At 53.3% G+C, this 23,270-nt stretch carries 31 protein-coding genes; 12 read left to right on the top strand and 19 right to left on the bottom strand.

The window, feature by feature from the left end; translation table 11 throughout:
- Both C7T94_RS09115 and C7T94_RS09110 read left to right on the top strand, forming a co-directional pair.
- Positions 1 to 693, top strand: coding sequence for a DUF421 domain-containing protein (locus C7T94_RS09115; protein ID WP_162618628.1), 693 nt, complete (start codon positions 1 to 3; stop codon positions 691 to 693).
- Positions 690 to 1,385 (top strand): DUF421 domain-containing protein, encoded by a 696-nt coding sequence (locus C7T94_RS09110; protein ID WP_107215051.1) that lies wholly within the window; start codon positions 690 to 692, stop codon positions 1,383 to 1,385. The genes C7T94_RS09115 and C7T94_RS09110 overlap by 4 nt, the downstream gene beginning before the upstream one ends.
- Here C7T94_RS09110 and C7T94_RS09105 read toward each other — a convergent pair.
- From C7T94_RS09105 to C7T94_RS09095, 3 genes are all read right to left on the bottom strand, one after another.
- Positions 1,372 to 1,578: a hypothetical protein gene (locus C7T94_RS09105; protein ID WP_107215050.1), complete on the bottom strand. Its 207-nt coding sequence runs from the start codon at positions 1,576 to 1,578 to the stop codon at positions 1,372 to 1,374. The genes C7T94_RS09110 and C7T94_RS09105 overlap by 14 nt on opposite strands.
- A 241-nt stretch (positions 1,579 to 1,819) precedes the next feature.
- Complete coding sequence (locus C7T94_RS09100) at positions 1,820 to 2,317, bottom strand: hypothetical protein (RefSeq protein WP_107215049.1); 498 nt, start codon at positions 2,315 to 2,317, stop codon at positions 1,820 to 1,822.
- A 12-nt stretch (positions 2,318 to 2,329) separates the two neighbouring features.
- Positions 2,330 to 3,478 (bottom strand): zinc-dependent alcohol dehydrogenase, encoded by a 1,149-nt coding sequence (locus C7T94_RS09095; protein WP_107215048.1) that lies wholly within the window; start codon positions 3,476 to 3,478, stop codon positions 2,330 to 2,332.
- Positions 3,479 to 3,973: 495 nt separating this feature from the next.
- Here C7T94_RS09095 and C7T94_RS09085 point away from each other — a divergent pair, with 495 nt between their 5' ends.
- Positions 3,974 to 4,768, top strand: a complete 795-nt coding sequence (locus C7T94_RS09085) for an OBAP family protein (RefSeq protein WP_239494967.1) — start codon at positions 3,974 to 3,976, stop codon at positions 4,766 to 4,768.
- A 43-nt stretch (positions 4,769 to 4,811) separates the two neighbouring features.
- Here the strand turns inward: C7T94_RS09085 and C7T94_RS09080 are convergent, their stop codons facing one another.
- From C7T94_RS09080 to C7T94_RS09045, 8 genes are all read right to left on the bottom strand, one after another.
- On the bottom strand, positions 4,812 to 5,078 hold the full coding sequence (locus C7T94_RS09080; protein ID WP_107215046.1) for a hypothetical protein: 267 nt from the start codon (positions 5,076 to 5,078) through the stop codon (positions 4,812 to 4,814).
- Between the two features lie 44 nt (positions 5,079 to 5,122).
- On the bottom strand, positions 5,123 to 5,350 hold the full coding sequence (locus C7T94_RS09075) for a hypothetical protein (protein ID WP_162618627.1): 228 nt from the start codon (positions 5,348 to 5,350) through the stop codon (positions 5,123 to 5,125).
- A gap of 11 nt (positions 5,351 to 5,361) precedes the next feature.
- Positions 5,362 to 5,628, bottom strand: coding sequence for a hypothetical protein (locus C7T94_RS09070; protein WP_162618626.1), 267 nt, complete (start codon positions 5,626 to 5,628; stop codon positions 5,362 to 5,364).
- Positions 5,629 to 5,659: 31 nt separating this feature from the next.
- Positions 5,660 to 5,890 carry a hypothetical protein gene (locus C7T94_RS09065; RefSeq protein ID WP_107215043.1) on the bottom strand — a complete coding sequence of 77 codons (231 nt, stop codon included), beginning with the start codon at positions 5,888 to 5,890 and terminating at the stop codon, positions 5,660 to 5,662.
- A gap of 92 nt (positions 5,891 to 5,982) precedes the next feature.
- Positions 5,983 to 6,237 (bottom strand): hypothetical protein, encoded by a 255-nt coding sequence (locus C7T94_RS09060; RefSeq protein ID WP_107215042.1) that lies wholly within the window; start codon positions 6,235 to 6,237, stop codon positions 5,983 to 5,985.
- A 20-nt stretch (positions 6,238 to 6,257) separates the two neighbouring features.
- Positions 6,258 to 6,485: a hypothetical protein gene (locus C7T94_RS09055; protein ID WP_107215041.1), complete on the bottom strand. Its 228-nt coding sequence runs from the start codon at positions 6,483 to 6,485 to the stop codon at positions 6,258 to 6,260.
- A 112-nt stretch (positions 6,486 to 6,597) separates the two neighbouring features.
- Positions 6,598 to 6,852, bottom strand: coding sequence for a hypothetical protein (locus C7T94_RS09050; RefSeq protein WP_107216032.1), 255 nt, complete (start codon positions 6,850 to 6,852; stop codon positions 6,598 to 6,600).
- A gap of 51 nt (positions 6,853 to 6,903) precedes the next feature.
- A complete protein-coding gene (locus C7T94_RS09045) occupies positions 6,904 to 7,449 on the bottom strand; it encodes a DUF4142 domain-containing protein (RefSeq protein WP_162618625.1) in 546 nt (181 codons plus the stop codon).
- Between the two features lie 263 nt (positions 7,450 to 7,712).
- On the opposite strand from C7T94_RS09045, the gene C7T94_RS09040 reads away from it, so the two are divergent.
- Positions 7,713 to 8,462 carry an SDR family oxidoreductase gene (locus C7T94_RS09040; RefSeq protein WP_107216031.1) on the top strand — a complete coding sequence of 250 codons (750 nt, stop codon included), beginning with the start codon at positions 7,713 to 7,715 and terminating at the stop codon, positions 8,460 to 8,462.
- 312 nt (positions 8,463 to 8,774) lie between these two features.
- Here C7T94_RS09040 and C7T94_RS09035 read toward each other — a convergent pair whose 3' ends face one another.
- From C7T94_RS09035 to C7T94_RS09005, 6 genes are all read right to left on the bottom strand, one after another.
- Positions 8,775 to 9,164: a hypothetical protein gene (locus tag C7T94_RS09035; RefSeq protein WP_107215039.1), complete on the bottom strand. Its 390-nt coding sequence runs from the start codon at positions 9,162 to 9,164 to the stop codon at positions 8,775 to 8,777.
- Positions 9,165 to 9,266: 102 nt separating this feature from the next.
- The gene (locus tag C7T94_RS09030) at positions 9,267 to 10,088 is read right to left on the bottom strand and encodes an ion transporter (protein ID WP_239494966.1); all 822 of its coding nucleotides are present in this window, start codon (positions 10,086 to 10,088) and stop codon (positions 9,267 to 9,269) included.
- Between the two features lie 11 nt (positions 10,089 to 10,099).
- Positions 10,100 to 10,870: an exodeoxyribonuclease III gene (gene xth, locus C7T94_RS09025; protein WP_107215037.1), complete on the bottom strand. Its 771-nt coding sequence runs from the start codon at positions 10,868 to 10,870 to the stop codon at positions 10,100 to 10,102.
- Complete coding sequence (locus C7T94_RS09020; protein WP_107216030.1) at positions 10,867 to 11,061, bottom strand: DUF2188 domain-containing protein; 195 nt, start codon at positions 11,059 to 11,061, stop codon at positions 10,867 to 10,869. Before C7T94_RS09020 ends, xth begins: the two co-directional genes overlap by 4 nt.
- Before the next feature lie 174 nt (positions 11,062 to 11,235).
- On the bottom strand, positions 11,236 to 11,532 hold the full coding sequence (locus C7T94_RS09015) for a hypothetical protein (protein WP_107215036.1): 297 nt from the start codon (positions 11,530 to 11,532) through the stop codon (positions 11,236 to 11,238).
- Between the two features lie 317 nt (positions 11,533 to 11,849).
- Positions 11,850 to 12,524: a DUF6766 family protein gene (locus tag C7T94_RS09005; RefSeq protein ID WP_107215034.1), complete on the bottom strand. Its 675-nt coding sequence runs from the start codon at positions 12,522 to 12,524 to the stop codon at positions 11,850 to 11,852.
- 162 nt (positions 12,525 to 12,686) lie between these two features.
- On the opposite strand from C7T94_RS09005, the gene C7T94_RS09000 reads away from it, so the two are divergent.
- Positions 12,687 to 13,187 (top strand): CinA family protein, encoded by a 501-nt coding sequence (locus C7T94_RS09000; RefSeq protein WP_204353254.1) that lies wholly within the window; start codon positions 12,687 to 12,689, stop codon positions 13,185 to 13,187.
- A 25-nt stretch (positions 13,188 to 13,212) separates the two neighbouring features.
- Here C7T94_RS09000 and C7T94_RS08995 read toward each other — a convergent pair whose 3' ends face one another.
- Positions 13,213 to 14,262, bottom strand: a complete 1,050-nt coding sequence (locus C7T94_RS08995; RefSeq protein WP_107215033.1) for a response regulator — start codon at positions 14,260 to 14,262, stop codon at positions 13,213 to 13,215.
- Positions 14,259 to 15,449, bottom strand: coding sequence for a PAS domain-containing sensor histidine kinase (locus tag C7T94_RS08990; RefSeq protein WP_107215032.1), 1,191 nt, complete (start codon positions 15,447 to 15,449; stop codon positions 14,259 to 14,261). Before C7T94_RS08990 ends, C7T94_RS08995 begins: the two co-directional genes overlap by 4 nt.
- A gap of 214 nt (positions 15,450 to 15,663) precedes the next feature.
- Here C7T94_RS08990 and C7T94_RS08985 point away from each other — a divergent pair, with 214 nt between their 5' ends.
- The 7 genes from C7T94_RS08985 (at position 15,664) to C7T94_RS19610 (ending at position 23,260) form a co-directional block, all read left to right on the top strand.
- Entirely contained in the window at positions 15,664 to 16,119 is a 456-nt protein-coding gene (locus tag C7T94_RS08985) for a Rossmann-fold NAD(P)-binding domain-containing protein (RefSeq protein WP_107215031.1), read from the top strand.
- Complete coding sequence (hemN, locus tag C7T94_RS08980; RefSeq protein ID WP_107215030.1) at positions 16,097 to 17,434, top strand: oxygen-independent coproporphyrinogen III oxidase; 1,338 nt, start codon at positions 16,097 to 16,099, stop codon at positions 17,432 to 17,434. The genes C7T94_RS08985 and hemN overlap by 23 nt, the downstream gene beginning before the upstream one ends.
- A 1-nt stretch (position 17,435) precedes the next feature.
- The gene (locus C7T94_RS08975) at positions 17,436 to 19,814 is read left to right on the top strand and encodes a heavy metal translocating P-type ATPase (protein ID WP_107215029.1); all 2,379 of its coding nucleotides are present in this window, start codon (positions 17,436 to 17,438) and stop codon (positions 19,812 to 19,814) included.
- Complete coding sequence (gene ccoS / locus C7T94_RS08970; protein ID WP_107215028.1) at positions 19,811 to 19,984, top strand: cbb3-type cytochrome oxidase assembly protein CcoS; 174 nt, start codon at positions 19,811 to 19,813, stop codon at positions 19,982 to 19,984. Before C7T94_RS08975 ends, ccoS begins: the two co-directional genes overlap by 4 nt.
- A gap of 66 nt (positions 19,985 to 20,050) precedes the next feature.
- The gene (gene ccoN / locus C7T94_RS08965) at positions 20,051 to 22,189 is read left to right on the top strand and encodes a cytochrome-c oxidase, cbb3-type subunit I (protein ID WP_107215027.1); all 2,139 of its coding nucleotides are present in this window, start codon (positions 20,051 to 20,053) and stop codon (positions 22,187 to 22,189) included.
- Positions 22,190 to 22,191: 2 nt separating this feature from the next.
- Positions 22,192 to 22,365 (top strand): CcoQ/FixQ family Cbb3-type cytochrome c oxidase assembly chaperone, encoded by a 174-nt coding sequence (locus tag C7T94_RS08960; RefSeq protein WP_107215026.1) that lies wholly within the window; start codon positions 22,192 to 22,194, stop codon positions 22,363 to 22,365.
- The gene (locus C7T94_RS19610) at positions 22,358 to 23,260 is read left to right on the top strand and encodes a cbb3-type cytochrome c oxidase N-terminal domain-containing protein (RefSeq protein ID WP_239494965.1); all 903 of its coding nucleotides are present in this window, start codon (positions 22,358 to 22,360) and stop codon (positions 23,258 to 23,260) included. Before C7T94_RS08960 ends, C7T94_RS19610 begins: the two co-directional genes overlap by 8 nt.
- Positions 23,261 to 23,270: the final 10 nt, after the last annotated feature.

The raw sequence follows: 23,270 nt of genomic DNA, 5'->3' as shown, positions 1-23,270 counted from the left end.
ATGCAATCAACCGGACAAAGCGCAGGCGGTGGTTTCTCGCGTTTCCTTATTGGCGAAGCACCGCCAGAGTTTCTGCTCGAGATCATTTTAAGGGCTGGTATCATGTATATTCTGCTCCTGACGGTGCTCCGGCTAATGGGCAAACGAATGGGTGGACAGCTCACCATCTCTGAACTGGCGGTCATGCTCACCCTCGGGGCAATCGTTTCGCTTCCCATGCAAACACCCGACAAAGGAATTTTGCAGGGCCTGTTGGTGCTGGTATCTATGCTGGCCCTGCAGCGAGGCTTTACTTTAGCGGGTATACTCAGTCCCGGAACCGAAAGGATTACCCAGGGCATTGAACAGGTGCTTGTACGGGACGGTATGCTTGACATGGAAAAAATGAAGGGCGAAAACATTACGCAGCACCAGCTTTTTGCCGTACTGCGGCAGCGGGGCATTAAACACCTGGGCGAGGTGTCGCGCGTATACATAGAGGCCAGCGGCCTGTTCTCCATCTACAAGGCGCCGAAGCCAGCGCCGGGTCTTTCCATCTTTCCTGACCAGGAGCGACCGGGACAGGCCCTTCATCAGGATGGCAACCTGATGGTTTGCAAAGCCTGCGGTGCAACTGCCGGCACGCCGCATACGTATGGCCAAAGCTGCCTGAATTGCTATAACATTAACTTTGAACCCGCTATTGCCCCATGAGCTCATTTGAATTATTCGATCCCGCACGCTTGTTTATCGGCGAAGTGCCGGGCACCTTTTACCTTGAAGTCATTGGCCGGAGTATCTTCATCTTTGTGATCCTGATCCTGGCCATGCGCCTGATGGGCAAGCGAATGTCATCGCAAATGAGTCGCAATGAAATGGCAGCCGTTTCCTCCCTTGCTGCCGCTATCGGGGTACCGCTGATGGACCCCACCCGCGGCGTCTTGCCGAGTCTTGTGGTAGCTGCCGTGATCGTTGCCTGGCAGCTGATCATTGCCAAATGGTCCATGAAAAGCCCGCGCTTCGAAAAGATCAGCCAGGATGAGTTCAATATCCTGGTAAAGGACGGCGTGATGGTGTGCGACCAGATGAAAAATGCCCGCATTTCGCGCGAGCGGCTCTGCGCACAACTGCGTTCCCAGGAAATCTATCACCTGGGCGAGGTTAGCCGCCTGTATCTTGAAGCGGGCGGCATGTTCAGCCTGGTCAAAAATGAGAAACCTGAGCCTGGTTTGTCCGTCCTGCCCAATTGGGACGAGCCATTTGCCGAGCAGACAATCGTACCGGAAAAAGGATGGCGCTGCTGCTGGAGGTGCGGCAAGGTCGTTAAAGAGGAAACGGCTATGTGCCCGGTATGTAACGGAGATAAATGGACGCCAGCCGTCCTGGTTAAAACTACTCAATCTTAGCGCCAACCTGGGCCAGTTCTGCCGGTTCCTGACGCGCCGGCGCCTGCAATACGCGCGTAGCCGGTGCCTCGCACCAATCCGGGTCATTCAGTACAGAACGCGCGGCAAAGACCTGCAGCAAGGCTACGGCAGGCAGCGCAAACCGCAGCGCCACATCTGCGCTGATGAGCCGGGCTGTCAGAATAAAGATCATTCACACCAAGCTGAATGGGGAAATATGCCAGGCCGGTCACTAAATAAAATATGCCCTGCCTCCAAAAAAGGCCGGGGCATATCGGGGTATCGTTTTCTGTTCCATTCCAGTCGAAAACTTAGTGATGGTACACGCGTGCCCGGCAGCTGTGTCAACGCTGCATGTTGTTGTTAAGTACTGTTTGCAAACATAAATAAGCCCCACCGGTTTGCCAGGGCAAACGAACGGTGGGGCTGTAAGGCTAGATAAACCGCTTTTTCTTTTTTGTTTTTGACATGGCATACCAGACCAGCAGCACGCAGGCGGCACCCACAACTTTTTGAATCACGGCACCGCGATTATATTTCCAGTCGGCCGTAAAACCGCGTTCCTTAAAATAATTAGGAAAATGGCCCGAAGATATATCTTCAATCACGCCCTCGACCATATTGACCCGGTCTGCCAGCAGCAGCGGCAGCCAGTGTGCATACTTGTCTTCGCTGTGCCGGAAAGCATATCGCCTGATCTGTCCGCTAAGCCCGGTTGGCGGCACGGTGGTACCATAAACAGCACTTTTAGAGGGACGCTCATTCGAGTGCAGCACTTCGACCGAACTTTGCTGCAGTGCAGGTCGCTGCCAGTTGATCCTTTTATGGTCATCGCCGGTCCACTTTTTCATGGGATAGTTAGGCCGGTCGTCCGGGTTTGCGTCTACGCCCCAGCCGGGAATCAGTTTGTAACTGTTATTTTCTTCTTGCATGATGATTCGGTTTTAATCTGCCGAGGGCAGCAGTACGGGTTTGATACAATTATCAAGTTTGGCAGAAAAGATGCGGTAGGCATCGGCAACTTCGCTTAGCGGGAACCGGTGCGTAATGATCTCGCGCGGATTCAAGCGGCCGGCCATCACATGGTCGATAAGCCTGGGAAGGAGCCGTTTTACAGAAGCCTGGTTGGCACGGATGGTCAGTCCCTTGTTCACCACGTTACCGATCGGCACCAGGTTGTCTGTAGGTCCGTAGACGCCCACTACCGAAATGATTCCGCCTTTCTTTACAGAATTGATGGCCCAGTGCAGCGCTGTTGCAGAACCTGCCTGCAGCATAAGCTTGCGGCCTGTAATGGTTTGCATGGTATCGCCGGCAGCATCGCCGCCGACCGCATCTATACATACATCAGCACCCAGCCAGTCTGTGGTTTTTTTCAGGAACAGCACGACATCCTCCAGCGAACGGAAGTTATAAGCTTCACATCTTGCGTATTTCCGCGCAAAATCAAGCCGGTATTCCAGGTGGTCGATGATGATCACGCGGGCAGCGCCGAAAAGCCACGCACAACGGGCAGCCATGATGCCGACAGGGCCGGCACCAAAAACCACGACGGTGTCGCCTTCCTGAATACCGCCCATTTCTGCAGCCTGGTAACCTGTTGGCACCACGTCTGTGAGCAGCAGGGCATCTTCCACGTGCATGCCTTCGGGGATAACGGTCGGCCCGAAGTTGGCATAAGGGACCCTGACATACTCGGCCTGGCCGCCGTCAAAACCGCCTGCCGTATGCGAGTAACCAAAAATTCCGCCCACTGCCGTTGCAGAAGGGTTTGACTCATGGCAGTTTCCGTAGAGTTCCTGTTTACAGAAGGCACATTTTCCGCAGGCAATATTGAACGGAACCAGCACGCGGTCGCCCACGCGGAGTTCGGTCACTTCGGGGCCGATCTCTTCTACGATGCCGACAAATTCATGCCCGAATGTTGACCCAACACGGGTATCGGGTACAAGCCCGTGGTACAGGTGCAGGTCTGACCCGCAAATGCAGCTGTGTGTAACTTTAACTATCGCGTCTTCTGGATGCTGAATGCCCGGAATGGGCTTTTCAGATACCCGGACCCGGAAGGGGCCCCTGTAGTTCATTGCTTTCATAGGTTTTGTTTTTAGGCATTTGGTCACACCACTACTGACTTGATTTTTTACTGGTTGAATCGGTCGTTGTGCTGTCGGATTTTTTTTCGTCCGCGCCCTTCACGACACCGCTGCCGGGGTCTGAATTGACCGGCGAAGATGTAGATGATGGTCCGCAGGCGAACAGCAGCGAAACGCCGACAAGGACAAAAGTTGATTTTATTCGAGTAGCCACCATGATCATTTCGTTTAAGTGTATGGTTCCGGCGCCGGTTGTAACCGGCGAATAGTTCCGGACAGTTTATAAACCGGACGCTGCCGCTGAAAGTTTACTGGTTAACTACCTTATCTCCATGCGTATTTTCCGCAAGCCCTGGCCCGGGTGTCATTTCCCGTTCGCTGAGGCTTGTATGCCGGGGGACCCGATGCGCCTAACCCGTAATGTCGCAGCTAAAAAGCGTATAAATCGCTTAAACCCTTGTGCGGAGGCTGCGTTTACCTGTAAACGATAGACTTATGAAACTCATGAACCACAAAAGGAAAGCACGCATGCGGCAACTTGGCAGTCTAGTACTCCTGTCTGCCCTGGCACTTGCAGGCTGCAACCGGTCTGAAACAGATTCGAACGTTGGCGAGGCCGGCGCCGAAAAGTCAGGCAAAGACAAATTGCTGAATGCAGGAGCAGAAATGCTGCAGCACAAAGCCCCGTTAAACGCTTTCAGCACGTACCTTGACGGATTTCATTTTTACAACGGGAACATGAAAGCACAGATGGAAGCACACCACTACGTTACCCAACTTAGCGCCGACCTGTATCAGGCCATTATCTTCGATGGCAACGAACGGGATGCAAAAATCATGGGCGTTGAGTACATCATCACTGAAAAGCTGTTTAAAGGCCTGCCTGAAGAAGAGAAAAAGCTCTGGCACGGCCATGTACACGAAGTGAAGTCGGGCACACTGATCGCCCCCGGAATTCCAAAAAAGGCCGAGCATGAATTGATGGAAAAACTGGTGTCTACCTATGGGAAAACCATTCACACCTGGCATACCGATCAGGAACGCAGCCTCCCTGTGGGCGCCCCAATGATTATGATGGCCTTTACGAAAGATGGCCAGCTGCAGGAACACCTGGTTAAGGAGCGCGATGCCCGGCTCAAAGTGAATACAGCCGAAGCCCGCGAACACCGCCTTGACATCCCGGTTCCCAAACCCATACCCGGAGCAAATGCCTGGGAAAAGGGCGAATACCGCCAGTTCGTGATTACTTCAAAAATCGATTCTGCGGTGCATAAGCACCAAATGCAATAGCCTGAAAACGATGACAGCCGCAGGCGCGGCTGTCATCGTTTCGTTACTTATTCCGGTCGTCTCCGTTCCGGTCCTCATTCAGTTTTTGGGGGTCAAAATCTTCGCTCCGGTCGCCCTGCGGTCCATTCGTAGAACCAGGGTTGGCATTGGGCACGCGGGTTCGCTCTGCTCCATCGTCTTGGCCTTCCTCGCCCGGAATGTCCTCCTGGTTGCCCGAAGCAACGCCTGCAAGGTCAGAACTGTTCTCAGGCGATTCTTCGCCCCTATTTCCTGCAGGTTCCTGCTCGAAATTTTGCTCGTTAGTTTCCATTTTGCTTTTATTTAGGTGGTGACTGCTCTGCCCCGGTGGCAGGGCTATTGTTTAATTGTACTGTCGGTGAGTACCGATCCGGTGTCTTTTACATTTGTTCCCGAGGGTGTGTCAAGACGCTGGTTCATATCGCCTGTCCCGGCGGGCGTACTGTCGCGGGCCAACGATTCGGCTGTGCCGCTGCCGTTTGCACCTTTATTAACCTGGTCTGAATTGCATGCCGATGCAAAAAACATCAGTCCGCCAAGGGCGGCAACTATTATCTTTTTCATATTTCTGTGGTTTATGGTCGGGTGGGTGGTCCCACCGGCCGTGGTGTCACAATTTCGCCCGTACCGGGCTCGCCCGTTACGGTTTCGTCTGTGGGTTCGTGCTCGTCGCTGCTGTAACCTGAGCCTCTGAAACTGACCGGTTTTTCCTGGTCGCTGCTCGTCTCATGTTCCTGATGCTCCGGCCCCGGAAAGCGGCCGGCAACCTGGCAGTTCTGCTCAGCTGCCTGCTGCGACTGGTCTTGTTTATCCGGGGCTGATTGTGGCTGTTGCGCTGTCATATTTGTTTCCTTCTTTGCTGCTGCCAGAATGTTAAGGTTCTTCCTGGCTGGCATATTTATCGCGATTGCCCTGGTCGTCCATGCCCTTTTCCGTATTCCGGTTCGGATGGCGCACCATTGCCTCGTCGGGCGTCAGCTGTTCGTCCAGGCCTTCGGGTTCATGGTATCCCTGCGCCGATCCGTTATCCAGATCCTTTAAACCGGATCCGCCTGCCATACGCGATGGTTTGCCGATGGGCGTCTTTGTTCGTGCATGCTTCATCTTTCAAATCATTTAAACAACCCGCCGCTTTTTAGGAAACGGCGGGTTGCAATAATGTATGTATAACAGTAAAAGATTTGGGCGTCCACTGGCTATGCCGGTTCCTGACCGTAGGGATTAATATCCAGGTCATCCCGACCGCCCTCGATGGTTGCATCGGACGGAATTTCATCTGGGCGGGATCCTTCCGCTCCTGCTCCCGTTCCCGGCTTTGCGGATCTGTCTGGAGCCCCTTCATTCGGCGCCCCCTGACCCGCATCGGGCTGCCCGCCCTGTTGTGCCGAACCAGTTTGTCCGGAGCCATCCTGCTCTGGTACAAATGAGCCGTCTTCTTGCTGATTATTCATAGCCGTTTTAGTTAGCCAGATTATTTACCGGTTTTCACAGGCGGTCTGGTGGTGGTGTCGGTACGGCCCTTTCCGGTCGTATCGCCTTTCTTTTTGCCCTGATTGCGCTTTTGCTGCGTTCCCTTTTGTTTATGTTGTCTGGAAGTGGTATCCTGTTTTTGCCGGCCGGTGGTATCTTGCTGCGGCATGGCGGCGAAAGTGCTACCGAGAAACGCGGTCAGCATGGCGGTTACAATTAATTTTTTCATGGTATGATGTTTTTAACTTATGTATATGGTATAACGTCTGCGGGGACTGGCGGTTTTTCCATTTGTGCATTCGGGTATATACCACAAAGCACGTAATTGATGTAACGGTTGTTCACGGCGTTGCTTCGCCCTTCCGCTCCCAATAATCTTTTATTACCCGGCCATGGGCGTCTGCTTGCCTGACCCTGCGAAAACGTTCGCCGCGGATCTTGCCGGTTGGCCCCCTCTTGCCGATAAAAAGCAGGATGGCCCGGCCATCTTCGTCGGTTTTAAAACTGAGGTCATATCGGGCGAACTGCAGATCGACTATCGTTTCCGGCTCGTAGGTTTTCTCGAGCAGCTTCAATAAGGGGGTCTTCAACGTCATAACAACTCGGGTTTGATGCTGTTGGTGGTACCGCCAGCGGTTTATCATCCGTTACTTGGCTGCTTCGGCCAGGAGCATTTTGCAATGGTCCAGGTGCTCACGAATGGCGGGCAGTGTAGCCATGGCCAGGTGTTTGGCATGTTTGTCTTCGCCTGGCGATTTCAAGAAAGAGACGGTGAGGTCCTCGAGTGCAGCGTGAGCTTCTGCCTGGGCAGATAAAAACCGCAGGTCGAAGGCCTTCCCCGACTCGGTCTGAAGGTCTTTAAGCACCTGTTCGCCACGTGCATTCATAGGCGGCGTACCTGCGCCCATTTCACGTAGGATGTCTGAGAGCGCCTTGGTTTCGGCCATTTCAAAAGTTGTAAATTTTTTAACCAGGGGGTGCGTGGCCTTTTTAAGCGCAATGGTACAGGCTGCCATCGACAAAAATATATGCGGCGCTATTTTACCAAGGAACGCTTTCGGGTTGGTTTGCGCGGTATAAGGCGCTGCAGCAAAACTGCGGCCAGACGATGTACTTACGCCCAACGCGGTTGCCACCGCGGCAACTGACGATTGAATCAGGAAGTTTCTGCGGTTGGATCTGATCTTTTCCATATCGGTTTTATTTTTTTGGTGTTGTCTGGAACGCAGGCCGGAATACAAAAGTTCGCCGGAACCACAAAACAGGTAATTGTCGCAAGCTATTCGCCTGAACGCGGGACATCGGGATGTTTACCGGTACAAAGGGGTTTCCAACCTGCGGCGAAGCGTATTCGGCGGCACCGGAACGTGCAAACTACCGGTTATCGGCTTGTTTTAAACATTCAAGTTTTGGGGCTGTTCAACCAAACGAGTTAAATGAATTAAAACAGATCGTTATGCAACCAATTTATGATTACCTCAGTTCGGTAAAAGACAAACGGATATTGATTTCGGGCGGAACCACAGGTATCGGCCGGGCTACGGCACTTATGCTTCATGACCTGGGTGCCCGTGTTATGGTTATTGGCCGCAACCAGCCGCAAATTGATGAGACACTTGAAGAAATGGACCGCAGCAGTTCAGGTGCGCAATGTTTTGGCGTTCAGGCCGACCTGGCCGAAGAGGCAGGTGTGCAGCAGGCCCTGCAGGCAATAGACGATCAGCTTGGCGGCCTGGATATCCTGATCAACAATGCGGCGCTTGGTTATGGCAGCGTTATGGAGGGATCATACCAGGATTGGCAATATATCGTAAACACCAACCTGCTGGCCTACCTGGCCATGAGCAACGGAGCCATCTCAAAAATGACATCAGGCGGGCATATTGTTAACATCGGGTCGCTGAGTGCAGATGTTCGTGAAAAAGACAGCTCGGTTTACGTGGCTACGAAGGCTGGCATCCAGGGCTTTTCAGAAGCTTTAAGAAAAGAAGTAAACGAAAAAGGCATAAAGGTCTCGCTGATCGAGCCAGGCGCGGTAGACACCGATATGCAGGAGCAGCCCGGTGATGAGAAGAAAGAGCAGATTAAAAATGAAGAAATGCTGGAGGCGAAAGATATTGCCATGGCGGTGGTATTTTGCCTCTGCCAGCCACACCGCTCAGAGGTGATCGGCTTGCAGATACGCCCGCACCTGCAGATCATTTAGTCACTTTCGACTTCCGCCGGAGGAGACCCCATGCCGGACCACAGACGCAAAGCCCTGTAGTCCGGCTTTTTTTTAAATCAACGCATGGATTGCATGCTGAAAGACAGTGCGGGTGGGCGGTCGAAGGTCTTGCGCCGGCTCCCGGTTCTGAATTGCGAATTCCTTGCAAAAAGCGATAGCCGCCTCCCGGCGGCCATCAACCCAAACTAACTAATTAACCAAAAAAAAATATAAAAATTAAAGCTGAAATCCACTTGTAAACACGATGCACAGCGGTTCGGTTTGGGAAAAAACCAATTTCCCGCAGCGTGCTCAGTCTGCCTTAAACGAGAGCAGGGCAAGCGGCTCGTTGGCGGCCGAACTTTCAATCGAAAGGAACTCTTCATGCCTGAGGTCACCATGCCGCCCGACGACCGAATAGGCGCTTCCGTGCCAGCCAATCTGTAATGTGAACAAACGAAGCCGGGGTTTCAGCCAGCCCGAAAAACCTTTCGTCCAGGGAATAATTCCCGCGCCCAGCCTTTTATGCCGGTAATACTCATCAAACCCGCTGCAGTCGATCATGATCGTTGTGCCCCTAACCGATACCAGTTTCGGAAAGTTGATAATGTGCTTCTGCAGGGCCAGATCCATGGCGATCCAGGCCTTTACCTGGAATAAAAGTGCCGACTGGTACGGCTCAAAATTTTGTACGATCCTCATAAAACCCCTCCTTTTTTATGCTAAAAATATTAGCAATTATACACGCTGTCGAGGTCACTTCCGAAAAAAGTTTTTAACATTCGCCTGGGAAACCGCTGCCCGTTACCTGAAAAGCGATGAGCCGCAGTGTTTGCAAAACAGCGCATCATCGTCGTGGCCTTCGCGCGCACAGGAAGGGCAAACTTCAGGCAGCTCCTTCCGCTTCTTCAGGGCGAGCGCGATATCGTGCGTAATGATTCCAGTGGGCACGGCAATGATGGCATAACCGATCAGCATGACGATCGAAGCGACAAATTTACCTATCGGGGTAACCGGCGATATATCGCCGTAACCCACGGTAGTGATGGTCACAATGGCCCAGTAAATGCTTTCAGGAATGTTGCTGAAGCCATTCTCTTTCTCTTCGACCAGGTACATCACCGAACCAAGAATAATGGCAATGGTCAGCACCGTGAGCAGGAAAATGGAAATTTTTCGCACACTGCCCTTCAGCGCCTGCTGAAGGAAGTGGATTTCAGTAAGAAACTCGCCCAGTTTAAATATGCGGAAGATGCGCAGCAGCCGGAACGCCCGGAACACAAGCAGCGATTGCGCACCCACAAAAACGATACTGAGGTAAGACGGGATCAGCGCCAGCAGGTCGATCAGGCCGAGCAGACTGAACACATAACGCCAGGGTCGCCTGATGCTGATTAACCGGAGGATGTATTCTACCGTGAACAGGGCGGTAAAAAGCCACTCAGCGCGGTTGAATAACCGGCCAAAGCGCAGGTGCAGGCTGTGTACGCTGTCTAGCATGACCACCACGATACTGGCAAAAATGGCAAAAAGCAGAGCCACGTCAAAGGCCTTTCCCGCCTTGGTATTTGACTCGTAAATAACCTCATGCAGCCTGAACCGCCAGTCTTTTTTTTCGTTTTCCATTGGCCTGCTTTTCATTTTTTTAAGGTGATCCAGGCCGGTGCATGGTCACTTGCTTTTTCCCATCCCCGGACATGCCGGTCGATCCCGGCGCCTGTAAGCCGGCCGGCAAGCGGCGCACTCAGCAGGAAATGGTCGAGCCGCAGACCGGCATCGCGCTCGTAGGCCTGACGCAGGTAGTCCCAGAAGGTATACATGGGCACGTCCGGATACAAATGCCGGATGGCATCTGTCCATCCCTGCTTGAGCAGGGTTTTGTATGCCGCACGCGTTTCTGGCCTGTAAAGTGCGTTGTCTGCGTATTTATCGGGTTTGTAGACATCCAGTGCTGTCGGCATCACATTAAAATCGCCAATCAGGGCTGCGGGCAGCCCGAGGTGTTTGAGTTTCCTGGCATGTGCCTGCAGTTTTCTGAACCAGCGCAATTTGTAATCAAATTTTTCGCCCGGAAAGGGATTCCCGTTCGGCAGATACAGGCAGCCGATTACCATCTTGTTTACAATGGCTTCCAGGTAACGGCTGTTCGGATCGTTGGCAAATCCGGGCAGACCGCGCTGAACTTCCTGAATTCCGGTCTTTGATAAAATGGCCACCCCGTTCCAGCTTTTTTGACCAAGCCAGATGGCTTGATAACCGGCGTCGCTGATGGCCTGCTCCGGGAAATTGTCATCCTGGCACTTCAGTTCCTGCAGGCATACCACGTCGGGCCGTGCTTCGGCAAGCCAGCGAAGCAGGTTGTGCAGCCGGCCATTAATGCCGTTGATATTAAATGTGGCGAGTTTCATTCTCCTGTTTTCGGTTTCCTTTTTGCCCCCGCAGGCATGAGGGCCCGCGCCCGTTTCAGTCCGGTGGCAATGGCCATGCCTTCGTCCATACCTTCTTCCAGCAAGGCGTTGGCAATCTCAACCGCTTTTTTTCTAAGTGCAGCCGGTTGGTTCTTATAACTTGGCGGGTAATCACCGTTGTACCAGGGCATAATGTTCAGAATTAAGGTGCAGCACAGCTCACTTGCGTGCGCTGGTGCAACAATAACAGATTTGCGGCGGTTTGGTTGATGAAATAACACGTCTGTTCTGCCAGCTGCGCATGCAGGTCCTGCCGCCGTCGCCCACATACGGGTGCCCTCAAAGCCGAGCAGGCCGCTGCCCCGCTATTCGAGGTTAATTGATTTGAAAGTTTGTTTAAACACCAGCTTCATGTTCTCACAGGCATCGGTCAGCGAACAGCAGCGGGATGCCAGGATCGTCTCTGGCCCCTGCAGCGGACTGTAAACCAACTCAATGCGCACACCCGGGGCTTCGCCAAGCGGCCCCTTGAGCGCCCCGAACAGATCGAGCGCAGCTTCCTTGTCGTAAGCAATAAAGATCTTACCTACCGGCGTATAGCCCCCGGCAACAGGTAAGGCAAGTAAAAGATAGAAAAAATCACGTTTCAGCTGTATATCCATAACTTATTCCTCCAGCTAACAGTCTTAAATCGAAACGGATACCGGCGAACGAGCAGGGGCCCCGAGGAGCACCAGCAGGCCGGGTTTCCAGGGTTCATGCAGCAAAAAGTGTTCCTGCAGGCATGGCCAGGGCCGGTTTTTATCTGATTTAAATGTGCGCCCTGGCCTGTCTCAGCGTTACTTTTTTAAATTTTTCTTGCACAAAAAAACCGGTCGGACTATCTTTGTCCCAGGGATGATAAAAAATCTTCTCTGAAGAGAGGAGAAAATTTTTAAGCCGCTGTTTACAGCGGCTTTTTATTTTTATGCCCTGTTGTTTATTTGCCTGTTTCCAGGTCTGGAGCATCGACCGGTTTAGACTCAGGCGAGCCTTTTTGCCGGAGAAAAATGGTCAGGATAACGATCGAGGCTACAGACAAAAATTCACTCTGCCAGTTCTGAAACGTTTCAAACCAGAAGCGGGGCTCGCCCAGGTAAGCTACCGCAGTAACCACCTCTTTCCCGCTCGCCTTCTGCTCAACATTGTAATCGACCCAACTCCCGTAAAAATGCATGCCCCATGAAAAAAGAAACAGCAAAATGAACACGATAGACAGGCTGTTGCTGTAAATTTTCAACACCCAGCCACCTTTGCGGACGGGCCAGGGTGCACCGGGAGCGGCAACCGGTTCGCGATCTACATCTTCGGCACCATCCAGTTTTTTCGACTCTGCCGACCCCAGCTGTCTTAGCTTGACCGTAAGCAAAACATACAGGGCCATCTGCAAAAATTCGCTTTCGAAATTTTCAAACGTAGCCGAGATGAAATGTCCGGTTCCCAGATATTGACTAAACGTGACTGCCGGTTCGAGCTTGTCTTCAAGCAGCTGGTTGTGCTCTTTGAACCCGGTTACGGCCTGTGCGGCGAGCGTAACGAGAAACATGGCAACAAATACAATTGAGAGCCCATTCCTGTAGAGATAGCTGTATTTTCTTTTAAGTTCATTCTTCATGTTTGTCCAGTGTTAATCCGGCGTGGTGCCGGCGCACTACGCATAACAGCCGGCCGTCAAAGAAAGTTTAGGCAGCGGCTCAGGTGCGGTGGCTAAACCTTTCGGTCTGCAGGGTGTTGTGTTCTTACAGATAAAACAACATCTTAAACCAGAACGAACATCATGATGCACGATTACCAACCAGAGGTAGAAGCCTGCAGCGAGGCCCTTGCCACGCGGAAACTGACGATTGCCTTTGCCGAAAGCGCCAGCGCAGGCAAGCTGGCCTACGCTTTTTCACAGACACAGCAGTCGGGTCAGGTACTTAAAGGCGGGCTTGTTTGTTATGATGCGTGTATTAAAGAAGACCTGCTCAAAGTTCCAAAATTGCTGATCGATACGTTCACGCCAGAATCTGCCGAGGTAACGCGCGAAATGGCTACCGGCCTCCAGCAGATTATGAATGCAGAGGTGGTTGTGTCTGTAACGGGCCTGCCCACCCCGGGCGGCAGCGAAACGCCCGATAAGCCGGTAGGCACGATGTTTTACTGCATCTGGCTTGCGGGCCAGACACATGACTACCGCGAAGTGTTCGAAGGATCGCCTGGAGAAGTGATTGATCTGACCATTACCCACATTGCCAGATCCGTGACGCGGCTCCTGGAGCAAACTGGCAATACCTGAGACTGCTCGGGGTCGGGGCTTGAGATCAGTTTTTCATTTTCTGCAGGCGCTCAACCGAAAGGATTTGTAAAGCCGTGCCGTTTTTACCGATCAGGCCTTCTTCGGTGAAATCTGTCAGCGTGCGGCTTACAGTTTCTGTAGCCATGCCGGCCAGCGCGCCCAGTTCCTCACGCGAGATCCTGAAGGATGTATTTTCACCATGCTGTGCAGCCAGCCTGACCAGTACCTGCGCCAGCCGTTTACGTACCGAATGGTAAGCGAGTTCCAGTAACTGCTGCGCCTTTTCATGGATATCTTTAGACAATATCTTCAGGAACTGGTGTCCCACGTCAGGATACTTATTTAGCAGGCCGATGACATCATCTTTCGGCAGCAGGCACACCGCAGTCGGCTCCAGCGCCTCTGCCGTGTCGGTAAATGACCCGTTCAGCAGCAGCGTATCAATGCCGAGAATTTCGTCAGCGCCGTACATGCCGGTGGTCAGTTCCCTGCCGTCGTCGGCTATTTTCGAGGTCTTCAAATTACCTTCCAGCACCAGGTAAATGCCCAGCGGTTGGTCGCCGGCATAATACAACACCTGCTTTTTCTTCAGGTGCCTGACTTTGCGCTGGGCAATCATTTCACGCAGCGCTTTCATGCCTTTGCCGTTCGCCGAACTGATTTGCTGCAGGTGTGCAAGGGTGCTCCCCTGATAAGCCTGCTGCCGTTCTTTTTTGGCGAGCCTGCTTTCTATGGCGCTTAAGAGCTCCATGTCAAGAAAAGGCTTGGTCAGGTAATCGTCGGCACCCATTTCCATGCCCTTGCGAAAATCCAGCCGGTCTGCCTTGGCTGTCAGGAAGATGAACGGAATGTCGGTCGTTTCGGCGTTTTTACCGAGCAGGTACAAAACCCCGTAACCGTCCAGTTCGGGCATCATGATATCGCAGAGGATGAGGTCAGGCTTACAGGCCACCGCTTTTTCTACCCCTTCCCGGCCATTGCTGGCCACCAGGGCCTTGTAGCCCGAAAGTTCCAGTATTTCGGCGGTACCTTCGCGGATGTCTTCGTTGTCTTCGATGATGAGAATGGTCTTCATGAATCAAGGGGTAAAATAATGGTAAAAGAGGTGCCCTGGTTGAGTTTGCTTTCAAAGCTGATGCTGCCCTTCAGCAAAGCAACGTAACGGGTTACAATGTTCAGGCCAAGCCCCGTACCGGGAATACTGCCGGTATTGTGGGCGCGGAAAAATGCTTCGAACAGGTGCTTCTGATCGCTTTCAGGTATACCGATGCCATTGTCCCTGACATGGAGTTCGAGCCGGTTATCTCTGATCTCCGTACTGTATTCAATGTACGTATTCTCGCCCGAATACTTGATCGCATTGCCGACCAGGTTAACCACGCAGTATTTTAGGATCTTGGGGTCGAGGTGAACGCTGCTGCCCGTTCCGGTATGCTGATAAATGATATGCTGGTTCTGTTTGGCAAGCAGCTGCATTTCTTCAGTCAGTTCTTCAGAGAATTGAACGATATCGAACGATGCATATTCGGGTTCGACGCGGCCGGTTTCCAGCCGCTCGAGCGACAAAAAATCGTTCAGGATCGAAGTCAGGCTTTGTACAGAATTTTTGATCTTGCCTAGGTGTTTGGCAATGTTCGCGTTTTCAAACTGCGCCGCATACCGTTCAATGAGTACGGCTGAGAGCTGCACGGCACTGAGCGGCGTACGAAACTCGTGCGAGGCCATTGATACAAACCGGGTTTTAAGCTGGTTCAGTTCTTTTTCTTTTTCGAGCGACTGGTTGGCCTCCTCGCGCGCTGCTTCAAGCGCGCGAATGGTGTTTTTCAGGGACTGCGTACGTTCGTTTACCTGGTCTTCCAGGTTCAGGGCGTATTCCCGCAACCTTTCTTCCGCTTCTTTTTCCCGGCTCAGGTCATGCACGAAACCGGTATAAATAATGCGGCCGGAATACTGAACCTTACTGACGGCCAGCCGGAACGGAAAAACGGACCCGTCTTTTCTCAGTCCATAGACCTCGCGCCCCTTGCCTATAATATGGGCATTACCTGTGCGCTGGTAATTGGACAGGTAACCGTCATGCTGTTCGCGGTCTGGCGATGGCATGAGCATGGAAATGTTGTTGCCGATCACCTCCGTTTCGTCGTACATAAACAGCCGGCAGGCAGCCGGATTGATTGACTCCACGATACCACGGTCGGAAATGGTAATGATACCATCTATCGCGGTTTCAATGATCGCCGTCAGTAAACTTTCCTTGTTCATGGCTGAAAAATAACATTTACTGTGCAAACATCGCAAACGCCTGACCGGAAAAACTGACGGTCGTCAGTTTTCAGGCTGATGCCTGGCAAAATTCGTTGCGCCGCGCAATATGAAGCCGCCACGCGCCTCGGTTTCCTGACAACGATCAGGTTTTGCTCTGACCGGCCGCATCACTGCTCTCGTCTTATCGGCCTAGTTTTGAAAAAAAACAGCGATGAAAATAATCTCTTACCAGGTAACGGCGCAGGATAAGGCGCTGCTCGTGCAGGCCAACCAGAAAAAACACGACTTTACCTTTATAACCAACAGCATCAGCGAACAGACGCTGGCCTTTGCCGGCGGCAAAGATGTACTTGTTATTCTGAACGACGAACATCTTGATGAGCGGCTGCTGCAGGGACTGAGCCGACAGGGTCTGAAATACCTGGCCACGGCCACCCAGCAAACAGCCAACATTGACCTGGCTGCCGCCGGAAAACTGGGCTTCAAGATTGCAAACGTCCCCATGGCTGCCACACTTGGTGGCGAAGCCCGAATGCTCGCACTTGTTAAAAATCTGGATCAATGGGCAGCAGGGAAATGCGTGGGCAAGGCCTGCTGCTGCCAGAACAATTGTGCCGTTGAACGAAAAACCCAGGAGAACCAGCATGGAGACCTCAGCTTTGCTTGATAAATACAACCAGGCGGTACCGCGGTACACAAGTTACCCGGCCATGCCGTTCTGGAAAACCGGAACGTTTACAGCGGGCAGCTGGCAGCAGAACCTGGCCGCCGCGTTTCGCAAAGATCCGGAGCAGCCGGTTAGCCTGTACGTACACCTGCCGTTTTGCGAAAAACTATGTACCTATTGTGCCTGCAACACACACATTACACGGAATCACCAGGTTGAACAACCTTACCTGGAAGCTTTACAGGCCGAATGGAAACTGTACTGCGGCCTGCTTGGCCGCCGGCCGCACATTACAGAACTCCACCTGGGCGGCGGCACGCCTACCTTTTTTTCGCCCCAAAATCTGGCTGTTTTTTTAAGCACGGTGCTGGGACCGGAAAAACGGCCGGCCACAGAGGGTTTCTCTTTTGAAGGGCATCCGCTGAATACGACCGACGAACACCTGGCCACTTTACACCATTTTGGTTTTTCCAGGTTCAGCCTCGGTATTCAAGACTTCGATCCGCGGGTCGAGTACCTCATTAATCGCTTTCAGACGCCTGAACAGGTGGGTCGCTTAACCCGGCGTGCGCGCGAGCTGGGCTATACTTCGATCAATTTCGACCTGGTTTACGGGCTTCCCGGGCAAACGCTGCCAGGTCTTAAAAACACGGTGAAACAGATCATCAGCATGCGGCCAGACCGCATTGCCTTTTACAGTTACGCGCACGTGCCGTGGAAACGGCCGGGACAACGGCGGTATACCGAGGCCGATCTGCCTGCGGCCGGTGAAAAAATTGCCCTGCAACTGGCGGGTCGCGAACTCTTTATGCAGGCCGGTTACCGTGATGTGGGCATGGATCACTTTGCCCTCCCGGGCGATCCCTTGCTGGAACCCGGAAAGCTGCACCGTAATTTTATGGGCTATACGCTGCAGGACAATGAGATCCTGATCGGGCTGGGCGCCTCAGCCATCGGCGAAACGACAACGGCCTATGCCCAGAATGAAAAAACGGTTGCCGCCTACCAGCAGTTTATTGCTGAAGGCATCCTGCCTGTTGTAAAAGGGCATTTGCAGCAGCAGGCAGACCTGCAGGTGCGGCGGCAGATCATAGAGCTAATGTGCCAGGGCCGGACGCAGCTTACACCGGCCGGTTTGCAAAACGCATCGGCGCCGCTTGCCGAACTTGAACGTGACGGGCTTGTTCAGCGCGAGGGGCAGGCGCTGCGGGTTCTGCCCGCAGGCAGGCTCTTCCTGAGAAATGTGTGTGCGGCGATCGATCCCTATTTCCGCCATGCCGCGCGGGATAACCAGGTATTCAGTAAAGCCGTTTAACATGAAAACACCAGACCCTACCACAACGTCCTGCTACCATTGCGGAGAAGAAACTGATGGTCGCACACTCCGCAGCGATGGCAAAACGTTTTGCTGCCAGGGCTGCCAGAGCGTTTACGAGATCCTGCGGTCAAACGAACTTTGCAGTTACTATACCTATAATGCTGCACCGGGTAAAAACAGGCAAAGCAGCGAGATACCTGCTTACCTTGCCGATGCCAGGATTGCGGCCACGCTGCTCGACTACCAGGACGATCACCTCAGTAAGGTGACCTTTTTTGTTCCGGGAATTCACTGCAGTTCCTGCATCTGGCTGCTCGAAGGCCTTCACCGCCTCAACCCGGGTATCCTGCATTCGCGCACCGATTTCCTGAAAAGAGAGGTCAAAATCAGCTTTGATCACCGCGTGGTGAATCTGAAGGAAGTTGCCGATACCCTGGCCGCTGTCGGTTATCCGCCACTCATCAACCTGCAGGATGTTGTCAGGGAAAACCACAGCAAAACTGACGACACGCTGGTGCGAAAAATTGCCGTAGCCGGATTCTGTGTGGGTAACGTCATGTTATTCAGTTTCCCGGAATATTTCGGGCTATCACCTTTCGAGGGAAATTTAAAGGTCCTGTTCAGTTACCTCAACCTGGCGCTCAGCATCCCGGTTGTCTTTTACTGCGGACGTGACTTTTTCACTTCGGCGCTCGCAGGGATCAGACAGGCAAAAATGAACCTTGATGCACCCCTGGCGCTCATCATTTCGACCCTGTTCCTGCGAACGCTTTTCGAAGTCGTTTTTCAGACCGGTCCGGGTTTTGCCGACACGCTCACCGGCCTGGTTTTTCTGCTGCTTATGGGCAGGTATACCCGGCAGCGCAGCTACCGGCACCTTTCTTTTAACCGGGACTACCGCTCATATTTTCCGCTGGCTGTGACCACAATAAACGAAGGTGCCGAGCGGGTTACCGCCGTCAGCGACCTGCAAACCGGCGACCGCATCCGCATTCGCAGCGGCGAGCTTGTACCTGCCGATGCCCTGCTGCTGCAAGGTGCGGCCTGCCTGGACATGAGTTTTGTAACCGGCGAGTCGGCCCCAGTAACCAGGTCGTCAGGCACTGTGATTTATGCCGGCGCCAGGCAAACCGCTGGCCCCATCGAACTGGAGATCCTAAAACCGGTACAGCTAAGTTACCTGATGAGCCTCTGGAATGATGCCGGAGAGCCGGCAAATGGAAAGTCCCGGAGCTTCAATGACCGCATCGCTGCTGCCTTCAGCCTCGTCGTTGTGACCCTGGCAGTTGGCGCTGCTGCTTTCTGGTATGCCGCCGGCGACCAGGCGAAGGCCTGGAGCGCATTTACGGCTGTAATCATCGTAGCCTGTCCCTGTGTACTGGCGCTAAGCACACCCTTTACCCTGTCTGCCGTACTGTCCGTGTTTGACAAGTGGGGCTTTTACCTCAAAAACACCGATGCCGCCGAACAGCTGGCCAATTGCAATGAGGTAGTTTTCGATAAAACGGGAACGCTGACCACCAGTAAAGGCCGCAGGGTTAATTTTTCAATGAGCCTGACAATGGGCGAGCGGCAGCTGCTGACAGCACTTGCCGCCTGTTCCCTGCATCCCGTAAGCCGGCAGCTTTGCCGCGAGGCTGCCTTCCTGAAGCTCATTCCGGTCGAGGACTACAAAGAAGTACCCGGCCGGGGAATCAGCGGCACTGTTGCCGGGCATCAGGTTTGTATCGGGAATGCCGACTGGGTTTTCGGGGCCGACGACCAGTCTGCAGGCACCCACCTCTTAATTGACGGGGCGTACAAAGGCAGTTTCAGTTTCAGCGCCGATTGGCGCGAAGGCATCGCCAAACTGGCCGCAGCGCTGGCTGAAACGGCCGGGATCCATGTGCTTTCCGGAGACACCGCCAAGGACCGGCAGACACTCAAAAAAATTTTACCCCCAGGTACACGCATGCGGTTCGGCGCCTCTCCGCACGCCAAACTGGATTATATTGCGTCCCTGCAGCAGGCCGGCCGCAAGGTGATCATGCTGGGTGATGGCCTGAACGATGCCGGTGCACTGCGGCAGAGCGATTTCGGCATAGCCGTAACCGAAGATGTGAATGCTTTTTCGCCAGGCTGCCATGCCATCATGAAGGCCGATGCACTGGCCTACCTGCCACGGTTTGCGGGCCTGGCCAGCGATGCGATGCGCATCATTAAATGGAGTTTCGTAATTTCTTCCCTGTACAATTGCCTGGGCCTGTATTTTGCCGTTCAAGGCACTTTGTATCCGCTTGTCGCGGCCGTTCTCATGCCGCTGAGCACGCTCACCATTGTCATTTTTACCAGTACTGCTGTTCGCATCTGCGCAGCAAAAAGGAGGCTTTCATTATGAATATTCTGTATTTCCTGGTAGGCTGCAGCCTCTTTATGGCCCTGGTTTTCCTGCTTGCTTTTTTCTGGGCCAGCAAGACCGGGCAGCATGAAGATACCTGTACGCCCGCCATACGTATGCTGCTCGACGACGAGCTTAAAAAAACTGACGAAGATCAGGTTCAGGACTAATAACGGTCAGCCACCCGGCCGGCCGGCCTGGATAGATTTGCAGGGTAAGCCAACAAACATATTTATATGCAACTCGAGAAATTTAATTACGACAACAGGATCGTCAGGGACTTCGGCATTGCAACCCTGGTCTGGGGCATCATCGGGATGACCGTCGGACTGCTTGTAGCCATGCAATTGTTCAAACCGGAACTGAACATGGGCAGCCAATATACAACCTTTGGCCGCATCCGGCCGCTGCACACCAATGCGGTCATCTTTGCCTTTGTTGGAAATGCCATCTTTATGGGCGTCTATTATTCACTTCAGCGCCTGCTTAAAGCCAGAATGTTCAGTGATGTACTGAGCAAAATCCATTTCTGGGGCTGGCAGCTCATTATTGTCTCGGCGGTAGCCACCCTGCCCCTGGGCTTCACCACCTCGCACGAATATGCTGAACTGGAATGGCCGATCGATATCGCCATTACCGTGATCTGGGTCATATTCGGCATCAACATGTTCGGCACGATCATCAAACGACGCGAAACGCACCTGTATGTAGCCATCTGGTTTTACATTGCCACGTTCGTTACCATCGCGGTGCTGCATATTGTCAATTCTTTTGAACTTCCCGTGTCTTTCCTGAAAAGTTATTATGCTTATGCCGGGGTGCAGGATGCACTGGTTCAATGGTGGTATGGGCATAACGCGGTAGCATTCTTCCTGACCACGCCCTACCTGGGCATGATGTACTATTTTCTGCCCAAAATGGCTAACCGGCCGGTCTATTCTTATAAGCTGAGTATCCTGCACTTCTGGTCGCTCATTTTTATTTACATCTGGGCAGGCCCGCACCACCTGCTCTACACATCGCTGCCCGGCTGGGCACAATCGCTCGGCGTCGTGTTCTCGATCATGCTGATTGCGCCCAGCTGGGGCGGTATGATCAACGGACTGCTGACACTGCGCGGCGCATGGGATAAGGTAAGGGATGATGTAACGCTCAAATTCATGGTCGTGGCCCTGACCAGCTATGGCATGGCTACCTTCGAGGGTCCGCTCTTGTCGATCAAACAGATCAATGGCATTGCCCACTTTACCGACTGGATCGTCGCGCATGTACACGTGGGTGCGCTCGGCTGGAACGGGTTCCTGACATTCGGGGTCCTCTACTGGCTCATTCCAAGAATTTATAACACCCGGCTTTACTCGGCAAAAATGGCTTCTTTTCACTTCTGGATCGGAACGGCAGGCATCCTGCTCTATGCCATCCCCATGTATTGGGCCGGCTTTACACAAGGGCTGATGTGGAAGGAATTTACACCCGAGGGACTGCTTAAATACCCCAATTTCCTCGCTACCACACTTCAGATCATCCCGATGCATATGTTCCGGGCGGCGGGCGGCGCCTGTTACCTGGCCGGCGTAATTGTCATGACCTATAACCTGGCTAAAACCATGCAGCAGGGTAAACTCATCGCAAACGAGCCGGCCGAAGCCATGGGCGTAGGTGCCTCCTTGGCTGCAGCACAGGCAGGGGAAGGCTGGCACCGCGTACTGGAACGCAAACCCATGAAGTTTATGGTCCTAGCGCTGATAGCCATCCTGATCGGCGGCATGGTCGAAATGATGCCTACTTTTACCATACAGGCAAATGTGCCAACCATCTCGGCAGTTAAGCCCTACTCAGCGCTGGAACTGCAGGGCCGCGACCTGTACATCCGCGAAGGCTGTGTGAGCTGTCATACCCAAACGGTCAGGCCTTTCCGGTCTGAGACCGAGCGTTACGGGGAATACAGCAAGGCCGGCGAATACGTGTATGACCACCCGTTTTTGTGGGGAAGCAAACGCACCGGTCCCGACCTGCACCGTGTTGGCGGCAAATACTCGAACGCCTGGCACTATAACCACATGCTTGACCCCGGCTCCATGTCGCCTGGCAGCATCATGCCCCCATACCCCTGGCTGATCAGCCAGCCGCTGGATACCAGCTCGACCGCAGCCAAGATCAATGCCATGACAAAGCTCGGTGTTCCATACCCGGCAGGTTACGCGCAGCAGGCAAACGCAGATTTGCGGCGCCAGGCAACGACCATTGCCGCAGACTTGCAGCAGAATAACATCAAGGCTGCGCCCGATCGCGAGATCATCGCCATCATTGCTTACCTGCAACGGCTCGGAACTGATATCAAACTTAACCAAGACTCCATTCCATCCAACCAATAGCCATGTTCAAACAGATCAAAAATTTAGACGGAGGTGAAAACTACATGATCTTCTCGCTCCTTGTGTTCGTCGTTTTTTTCGTACTCGTCGGCATCTACCTGATGAAAGTATCAAAAGACCGGACCGAGCAAATGAAACAGTTACCCTTGAATGATAACCAGGAAGGCCATGTTTAACTTGCTGACCATTGCAACTGCATCTTTGGACGGTGCACAGGCTGCCATCCAGCCGGCTACAGGCGAACCGAGCCTGCTCGGACTGAACCATACAGAAACCACCATTCTTCTGCTGGTCGTTTTCTCGCTCGTGCTGCTGGGCGCGGCGATTGTCCTGGCGCGTGCCTTCGAGGCGCTCGCCCGCGAGCAGGCTGAACCTACCCCTTACCTGGCGCCCGAACATGAGCCAGCACTTGCCTACCTCGACTGGAAGGCAGGGCAAGAGCGCAAGCCCGGTATCTGGACAAAACTGCTTGAACTTAAGCCTATTTCGGCAGAAAAAGACGTCATGCTCCACCACGCCTACGACGAGATCTACGAGCTGGACAACCCCGTACCACGCTGGTTTAACGTTCTTTTCTACGGAACCATTGTGATCGGCGCCATCTATATGGCTTACAACCACCTGGGTCCCGGGCTGAGGCAGGACGATGAGTATCAAGCAGAAATGGCCGAGGCCCAGGCGGCAAAATTGCGTTACCTGGCCACAGCTGCCAATGCAATCGATGAAAATTCGGTCAAGGCTGATGCAGCCCCCGCCACCCTGGCTTCAGGCCGGACTATTTTTGCCGAAAACTGCGCAGTCTGCCATGGTGATAAAGGACAGGGGATGATCGGGCCAAACCTGACCGATGCGTACTGGCTGCACGGCGGAGATATTGGCCATATTTTTAAAACGATCAAATATGGCGTGCCTGAAAAGGGCATGGTGAGCTGGGAAAAAACCCTGAGTGCGAAGCAAATCGCAGAAGTTTCCAACTTTATCCTGAGCCTGAAGGGAACCGACCCTGCCGGGGCGAAAGATCCGCAGGGAGAGCAGCATGAGGAGTCAGGTGCCCGGGCGCCGGCAAAATAACAATAAACCA

The sequence above is a fragment of the Pedobacter yulinensis genome (assembly GCF_003029735.1).
In the GTDB taxonomy this organism is placed as follows: Bacteria; Bacteroidota; Bacteroidia; order Sphingobacteriales; family Sphingobacteriaceae; genus Pedobacter; species Pedobacter yulinensis.
This window is presented reverse-complemented; position numbering and strand designations above follow the sequence as displayed.